This window comes from Dorea sp. AF24-7LB (genome assembly GCF_003478575.1).
GTDB classification, from domain to species: domain Bacteria; phylum Bacillota; class Clostridia; order Lachnospirales; family Lachnospiraceae; genus Dorea_D; species Dorea_D hominis.
Map to the genome: position 1 here is coordinate 1 of NZ_QUFR01000001.1, position 25275 is coordinate 25275.

Sequence of the window (25275 nt, forward strand, 5' to 3'; positions counted from 1 at the left end):
AATGGAAAATACATATATGTGAATTCCTGGGATGCTCTGCGCCAGTATGATGCGGATGGAAAACTGGTTGTTGAGAGGAAGCTGGATGCGGATAAAAGAATTTTGCAGGCGTTTCTCGGAGAAAAATACATTTATATTATCTGTGGTGCGAATGAAGGTGACTCATATCAGCAGACGTTATATGTGTTAGATGCAGCAGATGTCCGGAAGACAGTGGATTTAGGCGAATTAAAAGAAAAGTCTGGTAAAGGTGCATTTATAGATAAGGACAAACATTGGGCAGAGCATAGGAAGATTACGACGCCGGATGTGAACCTTTATTATATTGGCAGTTGTCAGCGGGAAAAGGTAAAAGACGGAGAAGTGAGTTATAGTCTGACAATCAAAGATGCCTCCAAAGGATATTTCTTCAATCCGGTTATGGTAAATAAGCAAACAGGAGAGCGTGTACATCAAGAGGAATCTGATTTGCAAGATGGAAAATTACTGGCATCTTACAAAGACACCTTGTATGCATGGGATTTTCGTAATGAATCAAAGGAGTTTCGTATTTATAAAACAAATGCCGATGGAAAGAGCGAAGAGTTGTATCAGTCAGAAAAATACAAACCGGTAGATATGAAAGTATCCGGAAATATGCTCATGCTTCAACTGGAAGATTACCGTTTTGGTGGCATGGAACATTACACAGGAGCGGATTATGAAGCGGCAAGATACAGTGGCGGTGAACTGATTTACTATGATATGGAGAAGCAGAAGATTGCAGCGAAGTATGAGCTCAAAAAAGAGCAGGCTGTTTTCATGTCAACAGATGCCTATGCAACATTCAAGGATGGCAAGGTGAGTTATTACAAAACCGGTCAGGATACGCCGTTTTGGACAAAGAAGATAAAAGGTTACAAAACCGGTAAAGGTGACGAGATTATCCGTTATGATTTCCAGACATATGGAGACAAGCTGTATGTTGTGTACGTGGATGATGAAAGTGGGGAGAATATGCGGATAATGGATGTTATGGAACTGGAGAAATAAATTTACAAGGGAAGTGGATAATATGTACAGGAGAAAAGTCTGGAGCGTTGTGGCGATTTTGCTGGTGCTTGGAAGCATGATTTTCTTTGCGGGATCACCGGATCAGATGAATTGTCAGGTGACGATACGTGTAAATGGAAAACAGATTTCGTCGTATGACAATTTAAAAGTGAAAGTGTATAAAGAAGGAAAGTTGCAGAAAGTAACGGTGGCATCAGATAAGAAACAACTCAAGATAAATTGGGAACCGGATATTGATAAATATTTTCTGAAGCTGCAGATGCCGTTAAAAGATGAAATAGGTAATGTTCCGGATATGAATGCGGTAATGGAATATTATCACTTCCCGGATGGAACATCTACAGTTGCAAAGTGGGATATTAATTATGTGCAGGAGCATGGCAAATGGATTGTAAAACACACTTGCAAGATGAAAATGGGTGATAAGAAAGAGATGACAGACAAGTATAAGTTCAAACCGGATGAAAAACAATTTTTATATTATGGTGTGTAAAAACGAGCTGTAAAGAAGGCAGTGAAGAGCTGTGAAAAAATGAGCTGAAAAGAAAGCTACAAAAAGCTGTAAAGGAAGGATTACTATACAGTCAAAAATGCCCGCGTTCGGGCGAGAAATTCATTTTTGAGAAGAAGAGATAATTGAATATAGAAGTCCGGGGATGGGGTAGAACTTAGAAGTTTGTTTTGCGTAGATATTTTGATATGTGCAGGTGATTTTGAAATATTTTAGTAAAATAAACTAGCATAAAAACACAAATAAATGGAATATATTCCGGATATGAATTGAAAAAAGACTTGCAATTGCAAGTCTTTTTAAAGTAGCGGGAACTGGATTTGAACCAGCGACACCACGGGTATGAACCGTGTGCTCTAGCCAACTGAGCTATCCCGCCATGAAAATATTGCCCGTAAGTACTGTTAATATTACGGATGTAAAAAGACTTGCAAGAACAAGTCTTTTTAAAGTAGCGGGAACTGGATTTGAACCAGCGACACCACGGGTATGAACCGTGTGCTCTAGCCAACTGAGCTATCCCGCCATAAAGAAATATTTTTATAAGTATGGGACCAATAGGGCTCGAACCTATGACCCTCTGCTTGTAAGGCAGATGCTCTCCCAGCTGAGCTATGATCCCATATTTACCCGGCTCTCTCAAACCGACTTCGTTATTATACAATCAAAAGTGAGGAAATGTCAACACTTTTTTTGCAAAAAATTGTAAGTATGTGATATAATATGCTCAGATGTGCGAAAAACAGCCGATTTATGCGAATTGTAAGAAGTTTTATAGAAGTTATAAAATCGGCAGACATTAATAAAACACAGGCAGGAGGACATGAAATGACAAAAGGTCGCGTATTTTTTCGAATTATTGTAGGGGGATATCTTGGATATCTGGGAATTGATCTGATAAAGAAGACGATGACAAACAGGCCGGAGAATGCAACGCTTTATCTGGTGCTGGGTGTGGCATTTGCTGTACTTGGAATCGTATGGTGTGCGAAGGCAGTCGTGATGGCAGTGAAGCATGAGTATGTGGAAAATGACGGAGAAGAGCTGGACTGCGAGGAATTATTAGAGAGCGATGTGGATGAAGACGGTAAACTGAACCGGGACAAGCTGTTAGGCAATACAGATACACAGAAGAGTGATGAACCGGTGGGAGCAGATCACAGTGAAACCAAAAAACAGGAAGAGAATACAGATCACAATAATGTTACAGAATAAGAAATATATTCTGGGAAAGGAAATAACAGTATGAGAGTTGGAATGGGATATGATGTTCATAAACTGACAGAGAACCGCAAACTGATTCTTGGAGGAGTAGAGATCCCTTATGAGAAGGGGCTTCTGGGACATTCGGATGCGGATGTGCTGCTGCATGCGATTATGGATGCACTTCTGGGAGCGGCAGCTCTTGGTGATATCGGAAAACATTTTCCGGATACAGATCCGGCATATAAAGGAGCGTCCAGTATTGAACTTCTGAAACATGTTGGAAAGCTGATCGACGAGAAATTATATATCATCGGTAACATTGATGCAACCATTATTGCGCAGAGACCGAAGATGGCACCTCATATTGAGCAGATGCGTAAAAATGTGGCAGAAGCACTTCACATTGATGTAGATCAGGTAAATATTAAAGCAACTACAGAAGAAGGACTGGGATTTACCGGAACAGGTGAAGGAATCTCCTCACAGGCTATCGCATCACTGGATACGATTGCTAATTACAGTTACCAGGTCGGTCCGCAGACCGGCGGCTGCGCAGGATGTGGTGGCTGCCCGAATGTGGGAAAGTAAAGGCGGGCAGGACAAGATGTAAGTATTATAGTTGAGTTGGGAAATTACTATATCATTATATGAAATATAAAGGACTGGAAGAAGAATGGAGATTCGTAAGTTAAGTCAGGAAGAGCATAACAAAGTGCGTCTATTGTATGAGGAAGTATTTACGGAGGACAGCAAAGGATTTGTGGATTATTATTTTTCAGAAAAAACGAGAGATAATGATATATATGTAGTGGAAGAAGATGGTGAGATCTGCGCAATGCTGCATCTGAATCCATATACGTTAATGGTAAATGGTGTGGAAAAACAGGCGCATTACATCGTTGCAGTAGCGACAAGAAAAGAGTATCGCGGACGTGGGTTTATGGCGGCACTGTTAAGGCGGGCACTTCAGGATATGTATGCATCAGGAGAGAATTTTACATTCCTGATGCCGGCAGCAGAAGCAATCTATACACCACATGATTTCCGGACGGTTTATGAACAGGAACGCAGAGTATATAATTTAGCAGATGCGGTGAAGAAAGAAGCGGCAGGCATTTGTATTCGCCCGCTTACGGAAGAAGATTGCGATACATTTGCCGAGTGGGCAAATGAAAAGCTTGCGGCAGATAAAGATGTATATGTGAAACGTGACGGCGCATACTATCTAAGGTTAATGCGGGAATGTAGCAGTGACGGTGGAAAACTGATGCTGTTTCAGAATGAAACGGGGATTGAGGATTGCAGGATCTGGTTCCCGGATGAGGATGAAGATGAGACCCCGAAGATTATGACAAGGATTGTTGATGTACGCCGGATGTTGATGTCGCTCAGATTGCAGGAACTGTTATGCGTATGTTTTACAGTAACCGATTCTGCCATTGAAGAGAATAACCGCACACTGGTGCTCACCGGAACAGAGATTTCCGGGGCAATGCTGATGGATGGCAAACCGGAAAATTCCGAAGGGGAGATCCCGATTGCGGCACTTACAAGCTTTGTATTTGGTGCAAAGACAGTGGAAGAACTTTGTGAGGAAGATGGCGTCCATATGACCGAAAGAATGAAAGAGGAAATGAAAAAAATCATCCCTCTTTCCCAAATATACTTAAATGAAGTTGTATAATGCTTAACCGGAAAATAAAAGAAAAGTACTTAAATCTGGTTTAATACATCAAGAAGACGTCGGTTATCGGCAGGATTCATGATACAGAAACGGAAAAATTCACCGGCTAATGATTCAAAAGAGGAGCAATCCCGGATCATGAGCCGGTTTTTGATTGCTTTTTCAAATACATCAAAGGAAGTAACGCCCTCTTTCAAAATCTCAACAAGAATAAAGTTCGCATAGGCTTTGTATGGTTTGACGTTCGGATTTTTCTTGAGTTTATCAAACATGTATGTGCGTTCGGAACAGATCAGTTCGCGGGTTTTCTTATAATAATCAGTATCGGAAAACATGCGCTCACCGGCATATGCGGCAATGCTGTTCAGACTCCATGGATTCTGGTAGAGAAGCAGATCTTTTAAGAAAGCCTCATTGCTTGTCATACCATATCCGAAACGAAGCCCCGGGGCGGCATAGAATTTGGAGACGCCGCGGATGATCATGAAATTATCGTATTTTGGAATAAGACTGACTGCGCTGACTGCTTCAATATCCGGTGCAAATTCTACATAAGTTTCATCGATCATAACAAAGATTCCGTATTCCCGGCAAGCTGCGAGGATACGTTCCATCTCACCTGTTGTGAGCGCAGAAGAAGTCGGGTTATTCGGATTGCAGATGATCGCAAGCTGATAGTCTGTTTTTAACGTCGTTATAAAGTCATCGATATCTAATTGGAAATCCTGTTCCTTTTTCAGATTATAAAAATCCATGGAACCACCATTTAAAGATAATTCTCTGGCATATTCAGAATAAGTAGGTCCAAGTACCAGTGCCTTTTTCGGGGTGCGTGTGGAAATGAGAAGCGAGATCAGCTCTGTCGATCCGTTTCCTATAACAATATGATCGGCAGATACACCGGTGTATTTGCTGATTGCTTTTTTCAGAGATTTATAATCACGGTCCGGGTAACGTGTGATCACATCCAGATGCGAAGCCAGATCTTTCTTCAACTGCTCGGACAATCCAAGCGGGTTTACATTTGCACCGAAAGAGACGATTTCTTCTTTTGGAATATGATAATAGGCTTCGATCTGCTCCAGATCGCTTCCGTGAAATTCAGGTTTTTTATCCATATCTATGTTCCTTTCCGGGGTTATCCTTAGATTTTATTCTAACAGCATTGCAATTACCAAACAAACAATGCTATAATTCATTATAGTATGTTTTTTACAAAAAGCAACGAAAGATGCAGGTGTAAGTCTTGAAAAATAAGATACAAAGATTTTCTAAAGGAGACTTCAGCGTAGAACAGCCGGAAGTTGTGTTCGAAGAGACGAATCTGGTCATGATTATCGGCGAGGGAGAAGTATATAGAGGAAGTTTCTTAATAAAAAGCAATAATGACAGAAAGATACGGGGAATATTATACCCGTCTTCTTTTCGTATCCATTTTAAAGATCAGGGATTTGACGGAGTCACATCCAGGATTGAATTTACTTATGATGGGAAGGGATTAAAACCGGGACATGTAGAACGCGGTAAGATCACGGTCGTATGTTCCGGAGGTGAATATGAGCTTGCTTTTACAGCGATTATCGAAAAGCCATATGTTATGACAACTTATGGTAAAGTACAGAGTACAGATGATTTCAGGAAGCTTGCAATCAAGGATTTCTCGGAAGCAGGAAGACTGTTCCGCTCCAGAGAATTTTACGAGATTGTCAAATATGAGAATGAGCGGACGTTTTATCTCTATGATAATATGCGAAAATGGTCGCTCGGCGAACAGGCAATGGAAGAGTTCCTTGTCGGTATTAAGCAGAAAGAATGTATTTTCCTGACGCTGCAGGGAGAAGGAATGCTCTTTGAAGATATCAAAGAACCGAATAAAGGAACGATTACGATCGTAAAGAACACATGGGGCTTCATGCCGATCCATATTGAGACAGAAGGAGCGTTTTTACGTGTTACCAAGCCGGATCTGACAACAGAAGATTTTGTCGGAAACAGTTATGAGATGGAATATCTGGTACGTCCGGAATATTTGCATGGCGGAAGAAACTATGGAACGATCCGGTTCATTACTCCGTATGAGGCATTGTCCTACGAGATTGAAGTATTACAGAATCAGGAATATGATGAGGAACATTATGTACCGGAACTGTTATATGCGCAGTCTTTAAAAGAATATATCGGTTATATGGCAGGACGTATCGAGCTGGATACATGGGTGGAGAATGCGATTGAAAATGTTGCCGCTATCCGCAGAATTAAGCCGATGAGTGAGATTTACCAGCTTCTGCAGGCACATGTTTATATTATTGGTAAGAAGTTTGAAGAAGCAAAATGGATTTTGGAGAATTATAACTATAACCGTTTCGCAATCGGAAAGGATCCGATCACAAACTGTTATTACCTGTTCCTGACGGCGCTGATCCGTGAGAATGACAGCCATATGGAGCGTGTACTGGATGAGATTGGCAAGACCTATATGCGCCATCAGGATTCCTGGCTGCTTCTCTATATGATTTTACAGATAGACGGAAGATACAAGAATCCATACAAGAGACTGGAAGTGCTGGAACAGCAGTTTGAGTTTGAAACACATGGTGTTATGTTCTATCTGGAAGCTTATTTGTGCTATCAGGCGAAGCCGACACTTCTGAAAAAGCTTGGCAAATTTGAATTACAGGTGTTGAATTTTGCAACCAAATATCGGCTGATGACGAAGGAACTGGCATTATATGTGGCGAATTTTGCAAGTCAGCATAAGTCCTACAGTGATTTGTTATTCCGCATTTTAGAGCGGATTTATAAGGTTTATAAAGATCCGATGATACTCAATACGATCTGTATCCTTCTGATCAAGGGAAATAAGAATCAGAAAAAATATTTTCACTGGTATCAGGAAGCAGTAGATTCCGAGCTTAAGATTGCCCAGTTATATGAGTATTATATGAATACTTTGGATCCATCCAGTGTAAACGGACCGCTTCCGAAGTCTGTTTTCCTGTATTTTATGCATGGAAATACACTCGGATACGAGAAGGCTGCATTTCTTTACGCTAATCTTCTGACTTATGAAGCAGACAGTGAAGAACTGTATGAAGGATACAAAGAGCAGATGAAGACATTTGCGATGGATCAGCTCAGAAAGCGACATATCACAGAATATCTTCGTATTTTATATAAGCATTTCTGTACTGAAGATATGGATTCCGAGCATATGGAAGCAATGCGCGATGTTTGCTACGCATATTCGATCTCAACGAAAGTGCCACATATGAACTGTGTGCTTGTCATTGAGAAGAATGGAGAAATCAGACAGCGTGTCCCATATACCGAAGATGAGCCGGTGATTGTCTATCTGTATGACAAAGAAGCAAGGATCATCTGGGAGTCGATAGAGGGACGTTATTATACGGATTCTATTCCATATGAGACAAAGCGTCTGTTCTATGAACCGAGATTCCTGGAAATCTGTAAGAAATATGGTGCATCTGTCGGCAAATGGAAAGACAGCGAGGAGAAAGAGACTCCGACTTTTGAAAATATTTATGTTAAGGGCTTAAGCTATTTTGAAGATAAAGATGTGTTCTGCATTTGCAGCAGAAGGATCCGGGAAGAGAATTACGAAGAAGATGATTTCCTGACGTATCTGTGTTTTGAGATGTTCCGCAGACACCAGTATGACAAAGCAACGCTGACTTACCTGGCGAATTATTACTGTGGTGCAACTGCAGATATGAAGCGGCTCTGGAAAGTGCTGCGGGAATATCAGGTTGCATCCGGCAAGATCAGTGAACGGATCATTACGCAGATGTTATTTTCAGAAGATATGTTTGATGAGGAAGCTATTTTTGAAGATTATTATCTGTCTGATAATGTATATTTTCGCCTGAAACAGGCATACCTGACGTATGCGTCAAGAGAGTATGTAATAAATGGCAGAGATACGAAATCCAGTGTTTTTGAGATCATTGCTAACGAGTGTGAGAAGAAGGAAACGCTGCCGGATATCTGCAAGATTGCGCTACTTAAGTACTATGCCGGAAGAAAATATCCGGATGAACTGGAAGAAGTTCTGCACAGAGAACTCCGGAGACTGACGGAAAAGCAGCTGATCTTTCCGTTCTATATGAAGTACCGGGCGCAGTGGCTGACAGAGCTTCAGCTGTATGATCGTACTATGTTGGCATACCGTGCGGAGCCGGGACATAAGGTGAAGCTGTTCTACAAGATCCGCAAAGGTGGGAAAGAGACACTTGGATATAAGACAGAGAATCTGCTCCCGGCATATGAGAATATTTATGTAAAACAGTTCGTGTTGTATGAAGATGAAGAACTGCATTATTATTTCCAGGATACAATTGGAAATGAAATCACAACAACGGAGAAGAAAGTGCTGTCGAATGCGCATACAGTGAAGACCGGCAAATACGGAAAACTGAATGCAATGCTTTCTATGTCCCCTGCGAACCAGAGAAAAGCGATCATGGATTTTGAAGAGGAAGAGAAGATGGCAGACAGTCTTTTTAGGATGTATGAATAACAGAGAGGAAGAAATAACGTGAGAAGAGGCAGTATTATTGGCTATGATCTGAATGAAAATACCTGTCAGATCAGTTATTACGATGAGAAAAGCGACGAACCGCAGACGTTTGAGTATGCACAGGGACAGTCGCTGATCCCTCTGAAATTAGGTTATATAAAAGAACAATGGGTATATGGAAAGGAAGCAGAACTGCTGGAACAGAAGAATCCGTCCTGCGTGGTGTCAGATCTGTTCGGCAAGGCAGTGCAGCGTAAGAAAGTGCGGATTGGAAGTAAAGTCCACGATGCAGTCTGGCTTTTGGCAAAATTCGTAGGACTTACACTGGAGGATTTTGAAGATATCCGGTTTATTACATTTTCTACGCCATATACGAATATTGATATGTCTAAGATGCTCAAAGGAATCGGCAGGCATCTTGGCGTAGACAAGGAGAATATTTACGTGCAGGATTACAAAGAAGGATTCTGCCACTATATGTTTTATCAGCCAAAAGAGCTGTGGCAGTATGAATCAGCGATGTTTTTCTGCGATGGACAGACGATCAGAGCGTATATGCTCCGGAGGATGAATGTGGCAAATGGTCAGAACCGTGATATGTTTGTGACGGTAGATGAAGTCGCAAGTGCGCAGATCCAGGAGATGGAAGCGATTTACCCTGTGCTGAATAGGGAAAAAGCGAAGAGCGCGGATGAAAGTTTCCGGCTGTTTATCCAGAATGTGTTTGAGAAAAAGGTCGTATCGTCTGTGTATCTGACCGGGGCGGCATTTGAAAATAAATGGTATCCGAATTCATTGAAAGTGCTCTGCAACGGAAGACGTGCATTTGTGGGTGATAATCTGTACAGTAAAGGTGCCTGCTACACTTCCATGCGAAAATACCGCAATTATAATGAAGGACCGGTATATCTGGATGACACACGCATGACAGAACAGATCAGTCTGCGTATGCGCATTGGTGGCAAAGAAGGATGGTATCCGGTCGTTGCTTGGGGAACACACTGGTATGAAGCAGATGGACAATGGGAGGTAATCCTGGAAGATACATCTGATATTGAGATTCATGTGGAGACTCTTGCCGGAGATGAACTCCAGGTAGAAAAAGTATCTCTGGATGGTCTGAAAGAGCGGAGAGATTATTCACTCCGCCTGCGGATCGAAGTGATGTTTCTGGATGAAAGAACCTGTAAGATGACATTCAAGGATGTCGGCTTTGGAGAATTTTTTGAAGCTTCGGATTTTCAGGTGGAAAAGGTTATACATTTAGGAGGAATCAATGGGCAGTTTAATTCTATGTCATAAAAAACATGCCAGACAACCATATGTGATTGCCAGAGGCCATATCAGGATCTATACATTAGAGGAGCTGTGTTATTTCATCTGTAATAATCTCTATCTGATCGATTATACACTGATCAACAGACAGCTGTGTGAGTGGATCAGGACGGAGCTGCAGATGTATGAACTTGCAGATGCGCTGCAGGAAGAGCTGGATAACCATTGCACGGAAGAAGAGTTTATTCTTAAGATATTGCAGCAGTCAACAATGTATGCATCTTCGGAGATTATAAAGATACAGAGTATTCTGGAAAAGCTGCAGGATCAGAGAGAAGTGGAGAGATTCAAGCTGAAAGCGGACAGCCTGATGAAAAACGGAGAATACGCAGATGCGATTCTTGTTTACCGGACGATCATTGATGGTAAGCGGGATGATTCGGTAGGAAAGCCGTTTTATGCAAAAGTGTATGGTTGTCTGGGAAGTGCATACGGCAGACTTTTTTTGTATGAGGAAGCGGCACAGGCGTATGAAGAATCTTACAAACTGCAGGAGAACGAAGATGTGTTAAAAGCGTATCTTTACTGCAACTATCATGCGCTTCCGGAGGAGGAGTATACAAAGATGTTGTCAGGCAATTCCAGATATCTTGGTATTGATGCGGAATTAAAAGAAAAAAGAGCGGATATCCGTGCCGATATTGAGATTGGAGAAGAAGGAAAAGAAATTGAATACCGAAAACGCCGATATCGTGGGATTGACAAGAAATAAAGAATATGATACTATAACAGAGCAATTTAGCGTGGTAAAGTAATCAATTGATGAATTGATAAAACAACGCAGTATGCAAAGCAGACATACCATGAATACAGGAGGATGAAGTTATGAAAAAAAGACTGGCAATGGTGCTTGCAGTGACGTTACTTGCAATGACAGTGTTCGTAGGCTGTGGAAGCAAGGATAATAGCTCTGACAAAAATAGTAAGAAAGAATATACCGAGAAGAAGTCCGGTGACAAATTTACCGTAGGATTTGACCAGGATTTCCCACCGATGGGATTTGTTGGTGACGATGGCGAATATACAGGATTCGATCTGGAACTGGCACAGGAAGTGTGCAAGAGACAGGGATGGAAGTATGTCGCAAAACCAATCGCATGGGATTCTAAAGATGCAGAATTAAAATCCGGTGGAATTGATTGTATCTGGAACGGATTTACCATGGATGGAAGAAAAGATAAGTATACATGGTCCAAACCATATCTTAACAATGAACAGGTATTTGTAGTCAGAAAAGATTCTGGTATCAAATCCGAAAAAGATCTGGAAGGAAAAGTCGTAGACGTTCAGACAGATTCTTCTGCACAGGCTGCGTTAAAAGAAAAGGCAGATCTGTCTTCAACTTTTGGCAATCTGGAAGTTGTAGCAGATTATAATACAGGACTTATGAATCTGGAATCCGGATCCGCAGATGCAGTTGCTATGGATACAGTTGTAGCTGCTTACCAGATTGAGAAGAGAAAAGCTGATTTCACAATCCTGGATTATGAGATTGCAGCAGAGGAATACGGAGTAGGATTTGCCAAAGGAAATAAAGCAGTCCGTGATCAGGTAGAGAGCACATTGGAAGAGATGGCAAAAGACGGAACGATGGCTAAGATTTCCCAAAAGTGGTTTAAGAAAGATATTACGATCATTGGTAAATAATTAAAATAATTATAAAATAATCAAAAGGGGCTGTCTTTACAGACGGCCCATTTTTCTAGGAGAGGAGACATTCCTATGACAGTATCAATTATGTTATCGAAACTGGGGGAAGGAATGGTAGTCACATTAATGCTTTTTGTAGTGACACTGTTGTTTTCATTGCCGCTTGGGCTTCTGGTTTCGTTTGGACGTATGGCAAAAAATGTAGTTATCCGTACTATTTTTAAGGCATACATATCAATCATGCGTGGAACGCCGCTCATGTTACAGCTTATGGTAATTTATTTCGGCCCATATTATATATTCGGCATCACAAACAGTCCAAGCTGGAAGAACAGTGCAGTAGCAATCGGATTTGTGTTAAACTATGCGGCATATTTTGCCGAAATCTACAGAGGTGGCATTGAATCCATGCCGAAAGGACAGTATGAAGCTGCACAGATATTAGGATACAGCAAGGCACAGACATTTATGCGCATTATTCTTCCGCAGGTAATCAAGATCATCCTTCCATCTATTACGAATGAGACGATTACACTTGTGAAGGATACATCCCTTGCATTTACAATCGGAATTATGGAGATGTTTACAATTTCTAAAGCACTGGCTGCATCACAGACGACGATGCTTCCATATGTATTTGCGGGAATTTTCTATTATGTATTTAACCTGATTGTGGCATTTTTGCTTGAGCTTTTGGAAAAGAAACTGAATTATTATAGGTAGGAGGAGATGTCATGAGCTTATTGGAAATTAATCATATGAAAAAAAGTTTCGGAGAAGTGGAAGTTCTAAAAGACATTTCCATGAAAGTAGAAGAAGGAGAAGTGTTTGGTATTATTGGACCGTCCGGTTCGGGAAAATCCACACTGCTGCGTTGTGCAACGGGACTGGAGACACCGGATTCCGGCGAGATCCATTATAATGGTACATTCGGTCTTGTTTTCCAGAACTTTAATTTGTTCCCTCATTTTTCAGTTCTGAAAAATATTGTGGATGCGCCACTTCGTGTGCAGAAAAGAAACAAAGAAGAAGTATACAAAGAGGCACGGGAGCTTCTTAAAAAGATGGGACTTGCTGATAAGGAAAACGCATATCCTTTCCAGCTGTCGGGAGGACAGCAGCAGCGTGTATCTATCGCAAGAGCACTTGCAATGAAACCGGATATTCTCTTCTTTGATGAACCTACATCAGCACTTGATCCGGAGCTGACAGGTGAGATATTGAAAGTTATCAAAGACCTTGCGGCAGAGCATATGACGATGGTGATTGTTACACATGAGATGAATTTTGCAAAGAATGTATCCAACCATATCATATTTATGGACGGCGGTGTGATCGCACTCCAGGGAACGCCGGAAGAAGTATTTGGGTCGGACAACGAGCGTATGAAAGAGTTCTTAGGAAAGTTTGCCGAAAATTAAATGTATTGATTTTCGGCAGACCTTGTATTATACTAATCGAGTAATGGAGTAAATTGAAAACGAATAAGGAGTCTTGCATTCATGGGTGAATTGGAAAAAATGACAACAGGTTTGAGCGAGGAATGCGGAGTGTTTGGAGCCTATGATATGGACGGAGGCGATGTTGCCCCATCTGTATATTATGGGCTTTTTGCGTTACAGCACAGAGGACAGGAAAGCTGCGGTATTGCTGTGACAGATACATATGGTGAACGCAAAGTGCATTCAAAAAAGGGACTGGGACTTGTAAATGAAGTGTTTGATGAAGAAGCGTTACAGACACTGCACGGTAATCTGGGCGTTGGACATGTCAGGTATTCAACAGCCGGAGGAACGAGAGCAGAGAATGCGATGCCGCTTGTACTGAAATATGTCAAAGGTACACTGGTAATTGCGCATAACGGTAATCTAACGAATGCGATCGAGCTGAGAAGAGAACTGGAGTATACCGGAGCTATTTTCCAGACAACGATTGATTCGGAAGTGATCGCTTATCATATTGCGCGTGAAAGATTGAATGTTTCCTGCGCAGAAGATGCAGTAAAAAATGCGATGAAGAAGATCAAAGGTGCCTATGCGCTGGTCGTAAGTTCACCGCGTAAACTGATCGGAGCGAGAGATCCATTTGGATTGAAACCACTGTGTATCGGTAAGAGAGACAATACATATTTTCTCGCATCAGAGAGTTGTGCAATTGCTGCTGTAGATGCAGAGTTTGTACGTGATGTGGAGCCGGGAGAGATCGTAACAATTACGAAGAATGGTATTACTTCTGATAAGTCTATGGCAATTTCGCCTGAGAAGCAGGCAAGATGTATTTTTGAATATATTTATTTCGCGCGTATGGACAGTACGATCGATAATGTGAATGTTTATCATGCACGTATCCTTGCCGGAAAGGCACTGGCAGAGTCCTATCCGGTAGAGGCAGATCTGGTTGTTGGTGTGCCGGATTCCGGTCTGGTGGCTGCAAAAGGCTATTCTGAACAGTCAGGAATCCCTTATGGAATGGCATTTCATAAGAACAGCTATGTCGGAAGAACATTTATTAAGCCGAAACAGAGCCAGAGAGAGAGTAGTGTAAAGATCAAGCTGAATGTAATTGAAGAAGTTGTAAAAGGCAAGAGAATTGTTATGGTAGATGATTCGATTGTTCGCGGAACAACAAGTGCGAATATTATTAAGATGTTGAAGAAAGCAGGTGCAAAAGAAGTGCATGTAAGAATCAGCTCGCCGCCGTTTTTGCATCCATGTTATTTCGGTACAGATGTTCCGTCAGATGATCAGCTCATTGCACATTCACATACGACAGAACAGATTCGGGAGATGATCGGAGCCGATTCTCTTGGATATATGGAAGTTGAGAAGTTGAAAGATATGGTTGGGGATTTAAGTTACTGTGATGCCTGTTTTACAGGCAATTATCCGATGAAAGTGCCGGGCAGAGATGTATCCCTTGCCTTTGAGTAGAAGATATAAATTATTTAAATATAATTCAAAATAAGGAGAAAAAACGATGACAAACGACAGATATCAGAGCCCACTTTCAGAAAGATATGCCAGCAAAGAGATGCAGTATATTTTCTCGCCGGACAAGAAGTTCCGCACATGGAGAAAACTGTGGATCGCACTTGCAGAGACAGAGAAAGAGCTGGGACTTCCAATCACCCAGGAACAGATTGATGAATTAAAAGCGCATGCAGAAGACATTAATTATGATGTCGCAAAGGAACGTGAAAAGGTAGTGCGTCATGACGTAATGTCTCATGTATATGCATATGGAAAACAGTGTCCGAAGGCAAAAGGAATTATTCATCTTGGAGCAACATCCTGTTATGTAGGAGATAATACAGATATTATCCTGATGTCCGAGGCACTGGATATTGTGAAGAAAAAACTGGTAAATGTAATTGCAGAACTTGCCAAATTTGCGGATGAGCATAAGAATCTGCCGACGCTTGCATTTACACATTTCCAGCCGGCGCAGCCGACAACGGTTGGAAAACGTGCAACTTTGTGGATGCAGGAATTTATGATGGACTTGGAAGATCTGGAGTATGTAAAAGGAAGCTTGAAGATGCTTGGTTCAAAGGGGACTACCGGTACACAGGCAAGTTTCCAGGAACTGTTTGATGGAGATCAGGAGACGATTGATAAGATCGATCCAATGATCGCACAGAAGATGGGATTTGAGGCATGTTATCCGGTTTCAGGACAGACTTACTCCAGAAAAGTAGATACAAGAGTAATTAATGTACTGGCAGGAATTGCTGCGAGTGCACACAAATTCAGCAATGACATCCGTCTGCTTCAGCACTTAAAAGAAGTAGAAGAACCATTTGAAAAGACACAGATCGGATCATCCGCAATGGCTTACAAGCGTAATCCGATGAGAAGCGAGAGAATTGCATCTTTATCCAGATATGTGATAGTAGATGCGCTGAATCCGGCAATCACATCTGCAACGCAGTGGTTTGAGAGAACGCTGGATGATTCCGCAAATAAACGTCTGAGTGTGCCGGAAGGATTCCTTGCAATTGATGGTATTCTGGATCTCTGCCTGAATGTTGTAGATGGACTGGTTGTATATCCGAAAGTAATCGAGAAACGTCTGATGTCAGAGCTTCCATTTATGGCAACAGAGAATATTATGATGGATGCTGTAAAAGCAGGCGGTGACCGTCAGGAGTTACATGAAAGAATCCGTGAGCTTTCTATGGAAGCAGGACGCAATGTAAAAGAAAAAGGGCTGGACAATAATCTTCTGGAACTGATTGCAGCAGATCCGGCATTCAATCTGAGTGTTGATGAACTGAAGAAGACAATGGATCCGTCCAAATATGTTGGACGCGCACCGGTTCAGGTAGACAATTATCTGAACAATGTTGTACGCCCAATGCTTGAAGAGAATAAAGAAATTCTTGGAATGACAGCGGAAATTAACGTGTAAAATATATGGAATATATAAAGAATATCTATAGATGAAACGAATAGATAGAAGTTACAAACGTGCAATAGTAATTGTGACGAAAAAATCTTTAATGATGAAAATAACTTGACAAAAAAACGGTGTAAGCGAACGAGTTTACGCCGTTTTTTGTATGTAAAATAATAAGCGCGATTGCACACAATGTATAAAATACACAAAGAAAATATAGAAGGTTTTGTACATATTGCGCTGTATATAGATAAGTGTTATGATAGGTGTAATGAATAAGTTCGTATAAATATACGGAAAATCTATACAAAGAAAAGGGGGATGTAACAATGAAAACATTAAACGATCTTGTTCTGACAATTCAGCACTATCTGTCTGATTATGTGTTGATCATCGCACTTCTCGGAGGTGGAATCTGGTTCACATTTAAGCTTGGTTTTATTCAAGTACGTGGATTTGGAGAAGGAATGCGCCGGACTTTTGGCGGCCTGTTCAGTAAAAAAGGCAATGCTGACAAAGATGGAATGTCATCATTCCAGGCACTGGCAACAGCAATTGCAGCTCAGGTAGGAACCGGTAATATCGCCGGAGCGGCGACCGCTCTTGCAATCGGAGGACCGGGAGCTATTTTTTGGATGTGGATCGCAGCATTCCTGGGAATGGCAACGATCTTTGGCGAGGCTGTACTTGCACAGAAGTATAAGCAGGTAGGAGTTGACGGAGAGATCACAGGAGGACCTGTATATTATATCCGTGCAGCATTTAAAGGAACGTTTGGAAAAGTACTTGCCGGAATTTTTGCAATATTGATCATCCTGGCGCTTGGATTTATGGGTAATGCAGTACAGTCCAATTCCATCGCAGCAGCCTTCCATACAGCATTTGGTGTGCCACAGGCAGCAGTTGGTGTTGTAGTTGCACTGATCGCGTTATTTGTATTCGTAGGTGGTATGCAGCGTATCGCAAAAGTAACAGAGACGCTCGTACCAATCATGGCAGCTTTCTATATTCTTGGTGCGCTGATTGTTATTATTTATAATTATAAGAATATTCCATATGCATTCCAGGCAATTGTCGTTGGAGCATTTAATCCGTCAGCAGTATCCGGTGGTGCTGTGGGTGCGACATTAAAACTTGCACTTACAAAAGGTGTTGCAAGAGGATTGTTCTCTAATGAGGCTGGTATGGGTTCTACCCCACATGCGCATGCAGTTGCAAAAGTAGATCATCCGGTCGAGCAGGGATTTGTTGCAATGATCGGTGTATTTATCGATACGTTTATCGTACTAAACCTGACAGCATTTGTAATTATTACAACGAAGTCTATTCCAAGTGGTAAGACAGGTGCAGAGTTAAGCCAGTATGCATTCTCTACATTGTATGGAAAAGGTGGAGATATCTTTATCGCGATTTGTATGTTCTTCTTCGCATTTTCAACAATTATTGGCTGGTATTTCTTTGGACAGGCAAATATTAAGTATCTGTTTGGACCAAAAGCTGTAAAAGTATATTCCGTATTAGTTGCTGTGTGCGTAGTGCTTGGATCACTTGCACAGGTAGATCTCGTATGGAATATGGCAGACTGCTTCAACTCCATGATGGTAATTCCGAACTTTATCGGTCTGATTGTTCTGAGCGGTACGATTAAGAAGTTGCATGATGATTACTATCAGAACTTTAAAAAGAATAAATAGATATTATCTATAAGTGGATGAAATGCAGGACAATCATAAATGTTGTTTTTTATAGACGTTTTAATAAATATTATAAAATCGACTAATAAATATAACAAAAATCAGGAATGGAAATTGTGCATACTCACTAAAATAATATTAATTAGTATAATGGGTTGCAAAAAAAGTTACAATAAGTTATTATAGATACAGGCAATAAATAATATAAAAAATGTCTATGAAAATTGTGTAATGATTTTCTATGAAAAGAATATTCGTGGGATGATGTTTTCCAAGAGAGAGTTGAACGGATCAGCCGCCGAAGAGGCAAGCCGGACATACATGGTGGGTATGCAAAAAGGTGAAACTTTCAGGCAAAAGGACTGGAAAATGTACCACATTCTGAATCTTGTGCTGTGTGATAAAGCTTATCGATGATTTCAATTTATCAGGGCAAAAGACAGGAAGGACGCCGTAGATATAATGGTATATCTGGACGTCCTTTTTTATTTGGAATACCGATGACTTTTATTGTATTTATCGATTGCCGAGGCAACAGGCCGGAAAGGAGGATACGGTTCAGGATGAACAGGGGGAAATATATAGTCTTGACCAATAATCCACTGGTCTTCGATAAGCTTGAGAAGACGCACGAAGTAATATATCTGGAAACTACTTATGAAGGACTTCTCCGGGAAGTCAGAGACAGAATACATGACGGACATTTACTTCTGACGCATCCGTTATCCGGAAGCGTGAAGCCAAATGAGACACCATACAAATCGGTTTTGATTTCAGCTGGAAAGGAGGAAGTGGACAGAAGGTCGCTTACGATTATAGAAAATGCAATCGATGCATGCCATAAATTCCAAGATAAGACTGGACGATATGGAGAAAGCGTACTGGAAGATTTTCAGTTGATTGACTGGACTCTGCTGGAAAGCGGCCTGGCATCAGCAGATGCCTGGTAAGTCATTGAGTGAGGTTGTCGAGCGTTGCAGCTTAAACAATATAATTTTTTTAAGGAGGGAACTTAAAGTGAGATTAGAAATGGGACACATTTACATCAAGGATATTCAGTTTGCATCTGAGTCAAAGATTGAAGACGGAATCCTTTATGTATCCGAAGAAGCCGTTAAGGCAGTAGCTCTTGAGGACGAAAAGATTAAGAGCGTATCATTTGACATTGCAAAACCGGGTGAGTCTGTAAGAATCACACCTGTTAAAGATGTTATCGAACCTAGAGTTAAAGTTGAAGGAAGAGGAGGAATCTTCCCGGGAGTTATCTCTAAAGTAGACACAGTTGGAGAAGGAAAGACTTACGCATTAAAAGGAATGGCTGTTGTTACAGCTGGTAAGATCGTGGGATTCCAGGAAGGTATCATTGATATGACAGGTCCTGGAGCAGATTACACACCATTCTCCAAGACATTAAACCTGGTTATGGTATGTGAGCCAATTGACAATATCAAACAGCATGAATACGAAAAAGCAGTTCGTTTCGCTGGATTCAGAGTTGCAACTTACATTGGTGAGTTAGCACGTGATCTGACACCGGATGAGACAAAAGTTTACGAGACATGTACAATTAAAGAAGGAATGGAAAAATATCCGGATCTGCCGAGAGTTGCATATGTACAGATGCTTCAGAGCCAGGGACTTCTTCATGACACATATGTATATGGTGTAGATGCTAAGAAAATCGTTCCTACAATTTTAAGCCCTACAGAGATCATGGACGGAGCAATTGTTTCCGGTAACTGTGTATCTGCATGTGATAAGAACCCTACATATGTTCATCTGAACAACCCGGTTGTACATGACTTATTTGAACAGCACGGAAAAACATTAAACTTTGTTTGCCAGATTATCACAAACGAGAACGTATATCTTGCTGATAAACAGCGTTCTTCTGACTGGACAGCAAAACTTTGCAAGATGTTAGACCTGGATGGAGTTATTGTATCTCAGGAAGGATTCGGTAACCCGGATACAGACCTTATCATGAATTGTAAGAAGATTGAAGCAGAAGGCGTTAAGACTGTAATCATCACAGACGAGTATGCCGGACGTGATGGAAAATCTCAGTCACTTGCTGATGCTGATCAGGCTGCTGATGCAGTAGTAACAGGCGGAAATGCAAACCAGGTAGTTATCCTGCCGAAACTTGACAAAGTAATTGGAACTCTTGACTATGTAACAAAGATTGCTGGTGCAAGTGAAGAGACACTGCGCGAGGACGGATCTCTTGAAGTTGAGCTTCAGGTTCTGACAGGCGCAACAAACGAAACTGGTTTCAATAAACTGAGTGCAAGATAAGGAATGGAGGATATAGAATAATGGCTAAATTAAAAGTTGTTCATTACATCAATCAGTTCTTTGCACAGATTGGTGGAGAAGAAAAAGCAGATTACCCGGTTGAACTGCGTGTTGGCGAAGTTGTTGGACCAGGTATGGCATTAACACAGAATTTTAAAGATGAAGCAGAGATCATTGCAACAATCGTATGTGGTGACTCTTATTTCAACGAGAATCTTGAAAAAGCAAAAGCAGAGATTCTTGAGATGGTTAAAGAACAGGCTCCGGACATCTTTATTGCAGGACCGGCTTTCAACGCTGGACGTTACGGAGTTGCCTGCGGTACTATCGCAGCAGCAGTTCAGGAAGAACTTGGTATTCCTTCCCTGACTGGTATGTATGTAGAGAACCCAGGTGCTGATATGTTTAAAAACCAGGTATACATGGTCTCTACAAAGAACAGTGCAGCAGGTATGAGAGACGCTGTTAAGAAGATGGCTCCTCTGGCTGTTAAACTTGGAAAAGGTGAGAAAATCGGTTCTTCTGCAGAAGAAGGATATATGCCGAACGGTATTCGTGTAAACTTCTTTGAAAAAGAAAGAGGATCTCAGAGAGCTGTTAAGATGCTCATTAAGAAACTGGCTGGAAAACCTTTCGAGACAGAGTTCCCAATGCCAGACTTCGACAGAGTTGATCCGAATCCGGCTGTAAAAGACCTTGCACATGCTAAGATCGCATTAGTTACTTCCGGTGGTATCGTTCCGAAGGGAAATCCGGATCACATCGAAAGTTCAAGTGCTTCCCACTATGGTGAGTATGATATTACAGGTGTTACGGATCTGACAGAAGACACATATGAGACAGCTCATGGTGGATACGATCCAGTATACGCAAATGAAGACGCTGACCGTGTACTTCCTGTTGACGTTCTTCGTGATATGGAAAAAGAAGGAATTATCGGTGAGTTACATCACTTATTCTATACTACAACAGGAAATGGTACTGCTGTTGCATCTGCAAAAGCATTTGCTGATGAATTCTCCAAGAAACTGGTAGCTGATGGGGTAGATGCAGTAATCCTCACATCTACTTGAGGTACCTGTACACGTTGCGGTGCAACGATGGTAAAAGAAATTGAGAGAGCAGGAATTCCGGTAGTACATATCTGTACAGTAACACCAATTTCCATGACAGTTGGTGCTAACAGAATCGTTCCGGCTATCGCAATCCCTCATCCACTTGGAAATCCGGCACTGGATAAAGATGAGGAAAAAGAACTTCGTCGTAAGATCGTAGAGAAAGCTCTGAAAGCTCTTACAACAGAGGTTGACGGACAGACTATTTTCGAGTAGAGTATGAGAATACTATTAATGAAAAGGAGACGTAACAGACATGGATAAGATTTATGATGTTATCGTTCTTGGTGCAGGACCTGCCGGATTAGCGGCAGGACTGTATGCAGGAAGAAGTCGTCTTTCTGTACTGATTCTTGAAAAAGGACAGGACGGAGGACAGATTGCAATCACAGATGAGATCGAGAACTATCCGGGACAGATCGTAGAAGGTGAGTCCGGACCGTCCCTGATCGCAAGAATGACAGAACAGGCAGCTAAATTCGGAGCTGAGCGTGTATCTGACACAATTACAGAAGTATCTCTTGAGGGAGATGTGAAAGTGTTAAAGAGCTCAAAAGCAGAATACAAAGCAAGACATGTCATCCTCGCTACAGGAGCTCATGCAAGACCAATCGGATGCAAAGGGGAAGCAGAGTTTACAGGAAAAGGTGTTTCTTACTGTGCAACATGCGATGCAAACTTCTTTGAGGATTTCGAGGTATACGTAGTTGGTGGAGGAGACTCCGCAGTAGAAGAAGCTATGTATCTGACAAAATTTGCAAGAAAAGTTACAATCATTCACAGACGTGACGAACTTCGTGCTGCAAAATCCATTCAGGAAAAGGCTTTCAAGAACCCAAAACTGCACTTTATGTGGGATACAGTTGTAGAAGAAGTCGGTGGAGATGATATTCTCCAGTGGATGAAAGTGAAAAATGTGAAAACTGGTGAAGTTACAACAGTGGAAGCAGATGAAGAAGACGGAATGTTTGGTGTGTTCGGATTTATCGGAACAGTACCGAATACAAAACCGTTTGAAGGAATTATCGACATGGATGAGCGTGGATACATCAAGACAGATGCAGACATGCATACAAACATCCCGGGTGTATATGCAGCAGGTGATGTTCGCGTGAAGAGCCTGAGACAGGTAGTAACTGCAGCAGCTGACGGAGCAATCGCAGCCGTTCAGGTTGAGAGAAGTATGTCAGATTATTTCTAAAAACTTTTTAATTCGTCAAATTTTGTATTTAATAAGGAGAGATAAGCAATGTTAGAAGTAGATAAGAAAACATTTGAAGAAGAAGTATTAAAAGCAGAAGGATATGTATTTGTAGACTTTTTCGGTGATGGATGTGTTCCATGCCAGGCTCTGATGCCAAAAGTACATGAATATGCAGATACATATGGTGACAAGATGAAATTCACATGCCTGAATACAACAAAGGCACGTCGTCTTGCAATCTCTCAGAAAATCTTAGGTCTGCCGGTTATGGCAATATACAAAGACGGAGAGAAAGTAGAAGAGCTGGTAAAAGATGATTGTACACCAGAGTCTATCGAAGAGTTGATTAAGAAATACATCTAATCTGGATGTTGTTTCTATAATCATAGATGTTTGATCAAGTTGTTAGTATACAATACAAGAAAGGAGAAAGAGTAATTATGGCTATTTTAAAAGGCAAAAAAGCAATAATTATCGGAGACCGTGATGGAATTCCGGGACCGGCTATCGCAGAATGCGTAAAAACAGCTGGTGCTGAAGTAATTTTCTCATCAACGGAATGTTTCGTCTGAACAAGCGCAGGCGCAATGGATCTGGAAAACCAGAAGAGAGTAAAAGAGTTCGCAGAGGAGTATGGTGCAGAGAACTTAGTAGTAGTTCTTGGTGCAGCAGAAGGCGAAGCTGCAGGTCTTGCAGCTGAGACTGTAATGTTAGGCGATCCTACTTTCGCAGGTCCATTGACAGGAGTCCAGCTTGGACTTACGACTTATCACGTATGTGAGCCAGAGATCAAAGAGGAATTTGACGAAGCAGTTTATGATGAACAGGTAAGCATGATGGAAATGGTTCTTGACGTAGACGACATCGTAGATGAGATGAATGCTATCAGAGAGCAGGCAGCAGAAAACTAATCGTTTTTTGTTAAAGATCATGTTGTGTTTAGAGGGCGAACCCGGTGCGATCCCCGCATAAGGGGAGCCCTCTTTTTGTCTTGATTGTATACGACAAAGGAAAAGTTTACGTAAAAGGAAAGGTGGAAAACCAATGAACAGTGTAATTAAGGGAGCAAGCTATGTATTAGCACACACTCCAGATATGGTTTTATATAATGGAACAACTCAGACAACAGAAAGAATCGTTAACCCGGAATCAGAGTATCTGAAAGAGGTACCGAAGCACTTACGTTCTTATGAGGATGTTGTAGCTTACTGGCCGAACCAGACATACATCGGAAATGCTCATCCGGATCAGTTAGCTGAGATTGAGTTCCCATACTTCGACAAGAAGATGGAAGGCGCAGAGCGTTATGGAAAATATGGTGAGATCATGCCGGAAGAAGAGTTCCTTCTTTTAGTTCAGGCTTGTGATATGTTTGAAGTAGTAAGACTGGAGAAAGCATTCGTAGCAGCACACAAAGATGCATTTGCAGCTGATCCGGTTATCACTGAAGATATTGTAGCTCTGTTACATGAAGGTGTAGAGATCGATGAGATCGAAGCACTGATTAAAGACGATCACGCAGAGCCTCTTTACTTCGAAGACAAATTAGTTGGATGTGTAAAACCAGCTCATGATATCGATGTAAACTTATCTTCTCACGTTATGCATGAAAACTTAATGAGTAAAGCATCTAGTGTTTTAGCACTGCTTTACGGAGTTAAAAATGCAGGAATCGAAAAATCTGACGTAGAGTATGTTATCGATTGTGCTGAAGAAGCATGTGGAGATATGAACCAGAGAGGTGGAGGAAACTTCGCTAAAGCAGCAGCTGAGATTGCCGGACTGTCTAACGCTACAGGATCTGACGCAAGAGGATTCTGTGCAGCACCGACACACGCACTGATCGAAGCAGCAGCACTCGTTAAATCCGGAGCATACAAATGCGTAGCTGTTACAGCAGGTGGATGTACAGCTAAATTAGGAATGAACGGAAAAGACCATGTGAAAAAAGAACTTCCGATCTTAGAGGACTGCCTGGGCGGATTCTGTGTGATCATCGCAGAGAACGACGGAGTAAATCCGGAGATCGACCTGAACATGTTAGGACGCCACACAGTAGGAACTGGATCTGCACCGCAGAACGTAATCGGAAGCCTGGTAGCTGATCCGCTTGACAGAGCAGGAATGAAGATCACAGATATCGATAAATTCTCACCGGAGATGCAGAACCCGGATATCACAAAACCGGCAGGAGCAGGAGATGTACCGCTTGCAAACTATAAGATGATCGCTGCTCTGGCAGTAAAGAGAGGCGAGCTTGACAGAAAAGAGCTGGCAGCATTTACAAAAGATCACGGACTGACCGGATGGGCACCGACACAGGGACATATCCCGTCAGGAGTACCATTTGTAGGATTTGCACGTGAAGATATCTTAGAAGGAAAGATCAAAAATGCCATGATCATCGGAAAAGGAAGTCTGTTCCTTGGACGTATGACAAACTTATTCGATGGAGTATCTTTCGTAATTCACGGAAATACAGCAGCTGAAGAAGAAGCAGCATCCGGAGTATCAGAGGAAGAAGTAAAAGGCTTAATCGCAAAAGCAATGAAAGATTTTGCAGCGACCCTGATGGCAGAATAAGGGGGTA

General features: G+C 41.6%; 22 protein-coding genes, 3 tRNA genes and 1 riboswitch. Of the genes, 21 read left to right on the forward strand and 4 right to left on the reverse strand.

The genetic code is table 11. The features are described 5' to 3' along the window. Positions 1-1032, forward strand: a 1032-nt coding sequence (locus DWY31_RS00005) for a hypothetical protein (RefSeq protein ID WP_207663551.1), incomplete at its 5' end; no start/stop codon positions are given. 22 nt (positions 1033-1054) lie between these two features. Beyond that, positions 1055-1546, forward strand: coding sequence for a hypothetical protein (locus tag DWY31_RS00010; RefSeq protein ID WP_147364879.1), 492 nt, complete (start codon positions 1055-1057; stop codon positions 1544-1546). A gap of 323 nt (positions 1547-1869) precedes the next feature. Here the strand turns inward: DWY31_RS00010 and DWY31_RS00015 are convergent. The 3 genes from DWY31_RS00015 to DWY31_RS00025 form a co-directional block, all read right to left on the reverse strand. Then, positions 1870-1943 (reverse strand) — tRNA-Met (locus DWY31_RS00015). Positions 1944-2016: 73 nt separating this feature from the next. Beyond that, positions 2017-2090: transfer RNA gene (locus DWY31_RS00020), tRNA-Met, on the reverse strand. A 23-nt stretch (positions 2091-2113) separates the two neighbouring features. Continuing rightward, positions 2114-2186, reverse strand: a tRNA-Val gene (locus DWY31_RS00025). A 206-nt stretch (positions 2187-2392) separates the two neighbouring features. Between DWY31_RS00025 and DWY31_RS00030 the strand changes: the two genes are divergently transcribed. From DWY31_RS00030 to DWY31_RS00040, 3 genes are all read left to right on the forward strand, one after another. Further along, positions 2393-2779 carry a hypothetical protein gene (locus DWY31_RS00030; RefSeq protein WP_118519213.1) on the forward strand — a complete coding sequence of 129 codons (387 nt, stop codon included), beginning with the start codon at positions 2393-2395 and terminating at the stop codon, positions 2777-2779. 30 nt (positions 2780-2809) lie between these two features. Further along, a complete protein-coding gene (gene ispF, locus DWY31_RS00035) occupies positions 2810-3358 on the forward strand; it encodes a 2-C-methyl-D-erythritol 2,4-cyclodiphosphate synthase (RefSeq protein ID WP_118519214.1) in 549 nt (182 codons plus the stop codon). 85 nt (positions 3359-3443) lie between these two features. Next, complete coding sequence (locus tag DWY31_RS00040; RefSeq protein ID WP_118519215.1) at positions 3444-4454, forward strand: GNAT family N-acetyltransferase; 1011 nt, start codon at positions 3444-3446, stop codon at positions 4452-4454. A 29-nt stretch (positions 4455-4483) separates the two neighbouring features. Here the strand turns inward: DWY31_RS00040 and DWY31_RS00045 are convergent, their stop codons facing one another. Next, positions 4484-5572: a pyridoxal phosphate-dependent aminotransferase gene (locus DWY31_RS00045; RefSeq protein WP_118519216.1), complete on the reverse strand. Its 1089-nt coding sequence runs from the start codon at positions 5570-5572 to the stop codon at positions 4484-4486. Between the two features lie 128 nt (positions 5573-5700). Between DWY31_RS00045 and DWY31_RS00050 the strand changes: the two genes are divergently transcribed. From DWY31_RS00050 to grdC, 16 genes are all read left to right on the forward strand, one after another. Beyond that, positions 5701-8991 (forward strand): DUF5717 family protein, encoded by a 3291-nt coding sequence (locus tag DWY31_RS00050; RefSeq protein WP_118519217.1) that lies wholly within the window; start codon positions 5701-5703, stop codon positions 8989-8991. Between the two features lie 18 nt (positions 8992-9009). Next, entirely contained in the window at positions 9010-10293 is a 1284-nt protein-coding gene (locus DWY31_RS00055) for a DUF5716 family protein (RefSeq protein WP_021860727.1), read from the forward strand. Continuing rightward, complete coding sequence (locus DWY31_RS00060; protein WP_118519218.1) at positions 10268-11038, forward strand: hypothetical protein; 771 nt, start codon at positions 10268-10270, stop codon at positions 11036-11038. The genes DWY31_RS00055 and DWY31_RS00060 overlap by 26 nt, the downstream gene beginning before the upstream one ends. A gap of 113 nt (positions 11039-11151) precedes the next feature. Next, positions 11152-11973, forward strand: coding sequence for an amino acid ABC transporter substrate-binding protein (locus DWY31_RS00065; protein ID WP_118519219.1), 822 nt, complete (start codon positions 11152-11154; stop codon positions 11971-11973). A 75-nt stretch (positions 11974-12048) separates the two neighbouring features. Continuing rightward, positions 12049-12699 (forward strand): amino acid ABC transporter permease, encoded by a 651-nt coding sequence (locus DWY31_RS00070; RefSeq protein ID WP_118519220.1) that lies wholly within the window; start codon positions 12049-12051, stop codon positions 12697-12699. 11 nt (positions 12700-12710) lie between these two features. Next, positions 12711-13397, forward strand: a complete 687-nt coding sequence (locus DWY31_RS00075) for an amino acid ABC transporter ATP-binding protein (RefSeq protein ID WP_021860723.1) — start codon at positions 12711-12713, stop codon at positions 13395-13397. Between the two features lie 81 nt (positions 13398-13478). After that, entirely contained in the window at positions 13479-14906 is a 1428-nt protein-coding gene (purF, locus tag DWY31_RS00080) for an amidophosphoribosyltransferase (protein ID WP_021860722.1), read from the forward strand. 46 nt (positions 14907-14952) lie between these two features. Next, on the forward strand, positions 14953-16386 hold the full coding sequence (purB, locus tag DWY31_RS00085; RefSeq protein WP_021860721.1) for an adenylosuccinate lyase: 1434 nt from the start codon (positions 14953-14955) through the stop codon (positions 16384-16386). A gap of 317 nt (positions 16387-16703) precedes the next feature. Further along, complete coding sequence (locus tag DWY31_RS00090; RefSeq protein WP_118288487.1) at positions 16704-18068, forward strand: alanine/glycine:cation symporter family protein; 1365 nt, start codon at positions 16704-16706, stop codon at positions 18066-18068. A gap of 262 nt (positions 18069-18330) precedes the next feature. Next, positions 18331-18443, forward strand: a riboswitch (glycine riboswitch). Between the two features lie 188 nt (positions 18444-18631). After that, the gene (locus DWY31_RS00095) at positions 18632-19018 is read left to right on the forward strand and encodes a GrdX family protein (RefSeq protein ID WP_021860719.1); all 387 of its coding nucleotides are present in this window, start codon (positions 18632-18634) and stop codon (positions 19016-19018) included. Between the two features lie 67 nt (positions 19019-19085). After that, positions 19086-20366 carry a glycine/sarcosine/betaine reductase component B subunit gene (locus tag DWY31_RS00100; protein WP_021860718.1) on the forward strand — a complete coding sequence of 427 codons (1281 nt, stop codon included), beginning with the start codon at positions 19086-19088 and terminating at the stop codon, positions 20364-20366. Between the two features lie 20 nt (positions 20367-20386). Then, positions 20387-21697, forward strand: a complete 1311-nt coding sequence (gene grdB / locus DWY31_RS00105; RefSeq protein WP_117537329.1) for a glycine reductase complex selenoprotein B — start codon at positions 20387-20389, stop codon at positions 21695-21697. 40 nt (positions 21698-21737) lie between these two features. Then, on the forward strand, positions 21738-22682 hold the full coding sequence (trxB, locus tag DWY31_RS00110) for a thioredoxin-disulfide reductase (RefSeq protein ID WP_021860715.1): 945 nt from the start codon (positions 21738-21740) through the stop codon (positions 22680-22682). Between the two features lie 48 nt (positions 22683-22730). Further along, a complete protein-coding gene (trxA, locus tag DWY31_RS00115) occupies positions 22731-23048 on the forward strand; it encodes a thioredoxin TrxA (protein ID WP_021860714.1) in 318 nt (105 codons plus the stop codon). A gap of 77 nt (positions 23049-23125) precedes the next feature. Next, complete coding sequence (gene grdA, locus DWY31_RS00120) at positions 23126-23596, forward strand: glycine/sarcosine/betaine reductase complex selenoprotein A (RefSeq protein WP_118288488.1); 471 nt, start codon at positions 23126-23128, stop codon at positions 23594-23596. Between the two features lie 133 nt (positions 23597-23729). After that, positions 23730-25268, forward strand: coding sequence for a glycine/sarcosine/betaine reductase complex component C subunit beta (gene grdC, locus DWY31_RS00125; protein ID WP_021860711.1), 1539 nt, complete (start codon positions 23730-23732; stop codon positions 25266-25268). Positions 25269-25275: the final 7 nt, after the last annotated feature.

Bases quoted from the DNA above. Each gene is read 5' to 3' on its own strand.
- purF (WP_021860722.1), top strand. From the start codon at position 13,479: ATGGGTGAATTGGAAAAAATGACAACAGGTTTGAGCGAGGAATGCGGA.
- DWY31_RS00045 (WP_118519216.1), bottom strand. From the start codon at position 5,572: ATGGATAAAAAACCTGAATTTCACGGAAGCGATCTGGAGCAGATCGAA.
- DWY31_RS00095 (WP_021860719.1), top strand. From the start codon at position 18,632: ATGAACAGGGGGAAATATATAGTCTTGACCAATAATCCACTGGTCTTC.
- DWY31_RS00090 (WP_118288487.1), top strand. From the start codon at position 16,704: ATGAAAACATTAAACGATCTTGTTCTGACAATTCAGCACTATCTGTCT.
- DWY31_RS00065 (WP_118519219.1), top strand. From the start codon at position 11,152: ATGAAAAAAAGACTGGCAATGGTGCTTGCAGTGACGTTACTTGCAATG.
- DWY31_RS00075 (WP_021860723.1), top strand. From the start codon at position 12,711: ATGAGCTTATTGGAAATTAATCATATGAAAAAAAGTTTCGGAGAAGTG.
- grdC (WP_021860711.1), top strand. From the start codon at position 23,730: ATGAACAGTGTAATTAAGGGAGCAAGCTATGTATTAGCACACACTCCA.
- DWY31_RS00040 (WP_118519215.1), top strand. From the start codon at position 3,444: ATGGAGATTCGTAAGTTAAGTCAGGAAGAGCATAACAAAGTGCGTCTA.
- DWY31_RS00010 (WP_147364879.1), top strand. From the start codon at position 1,055: ATGTACAGGAGAAAAGTCTGGAGCGTTGTGGCGATTTTGCTGGTGCTT.
- DWY31_RS00070 (WP_118519220.1), top strand. From the start codon at position 12,049: ATGACAGTATCAATTATGTTATCGAAACTGGGGGAAGGAATGGTAGTC.
- DWY31_RS00060 (WP_118519218.1), top strand. From the start codon at position 10,268: ATGGGCAGTTTAATTCTATGTCATAAAAAACATGCCAGACAACCATAT.
- trxB (WP_021860715.1), top strand. From the start codon at position 21,738: ATGGATAAGATTTATGATGTTATCGTTCTTGGTGCAGGACCTGCCGGA.
- purB (WP_021860721.1), top strand. From the start codon at position 14,953: ATGACAAACGACAGATATCAGAGCCCACTTTCAGAAAGATATGCCAGC.
- ispF (WP_118519214.1), top strand. From the start codon at position 2,810: ATGAGAGTTGGAATGGGATATGATGTTCATAAACTGACAGAGAACCGC.
- trxA (WP_021860714.1), top strand. From the start codon at position 22,731: ATGTTAGAAGTAGATAAGAAAACATTTGAAGAAGAAGTATTAAAAGCA.
- DWY31_RS00030 (WP_118519213.1), top strand. From the start codon at position 2,393: ATGACAAAAGGTCGCGTATTTTTTCGAATTATTGTAGGGGGATATCTT.